This is a genomic window from Acidisphaera rubrifaciens HS-AP3 (assembly GCF_000964365.1).
Lineage (GTDB): Bacteria > Pseudomonadota > Alphaproteobacteria > Acetobacterales > Acetobacteraceae > Acidisphaera > Acidisphaera rubrifaciens.
Genome location: NZ_BANB01000763.1, coordinates 1 through 1,056, shown reverse-complemented (window position 1 = coordinate 1,056; position 1,056 = coordinate 1). Strand labels below are relative to the sequence as shown.

The 1,056-nt window shown below is 75.1% G+C and carries 1 protein-coding gene; it reads right to left on the bottom strand.

Translation table 11 applies throughout. The features are described 5' to 3' along the window. Nucleotides 1–46: 46 nt before the first annotated feature. Entirely contained in the window at nt 47–1,009 is a 963-nt protein-coding gene (locus B8460_RS17400) for a M14 family metallopeptidase (RefSeq protein ID WP_052945292.1), read from the bottom strand. Between the last annotated feature and the right edge of the window lie 47 nt (nt 1,010–1,056).

Below are 1,056 nucleotides of genomic sequence, written 5' to 3'. Positions count from 1 at the left end.
CCCCTACCGCTGCTGAGGCCGGGCCCGCCGCCGACGCGGCGGGCGGCTAGGGGGCCAGGCGGTCCGGCGCCGCCGGCGCGAACCGCGCCAGCCGGACCGCCGTGTGTCCCCGGCTCGGCCGCAGACTGGGCATGACCAGCAGACAGGCATCGTGCGGCGTCACGATCGCCCGCTCGCCGTCATGGGCGATCACCGTGCCGGCCGCCGGCACCACGTCGCCGCCGCGATAGGGCTCGACGAAGGCGAAGCTGCCGGTGCAGGCGGTCACCACCGTCGTCACCTCCGCAAAACGTTGCCGGCGCGGCGGCAGCGGCGGCAGGCAGGTGGCGTCCCCCGCCATGTCCATGTGGCGCAGCAGCCCGGCGACCGTCGCCAGCATCAGATCGACCGTGACCAGCTGCCAATGCTGCCCCGCCTCCACCAGCACCGCCGCGGCGTGCGAGGCCGCATCCGTGAAGCGGGGATGATCGATCAGCCGCCGCCCGCTGGCATGCCCGGCGTCGGCGACCACCAGCTCCGGCAGGCCGATCCCGAACGCGAGGTCGCGTCCCCGCGCCGCCTCGCCGCTCAGCATCAGCGGCACCGACGGCCACAGCATCGAATGCAGGTCGAGCAGCACGTCCACCGTCTCGATCAGCGGCCGGATCGCGCGTGCCCGCGACAGCTCGGCCGACTGGCGCGGGCCGTCCAGCACCACCGGGTCCCAGATGCGGTTGAAATCCTCCTCCACGAAGCGCGAGGCGGTGGGCTGGCGCGGGTCGAACCGGTCGAAGGCCGCGAGGTTGTTGAACCCGAGCGTCAGCCGCCCGCGCGCCGGCGTGAACCCCGCCCGCAGCAGCCGGTCGAGCACGATGGCGCCGCCCAGCTCGTTGCCGTGCGTGAGCGCCGTGATCGCGACATGCGGGCCGGGGCGGCCGCTGCGCAGCGTGATGTAGCCCTCGATCCCGGTATTGCCGCCCCGCCAGCGGCGCAGATCCGGCGGTTCGACCTGGATGTCGAACGGCGGCAGCCCGGCCGGGCGCGCCGCCGCCGGCTTGGGGGCCGGCGCGAGCGTCG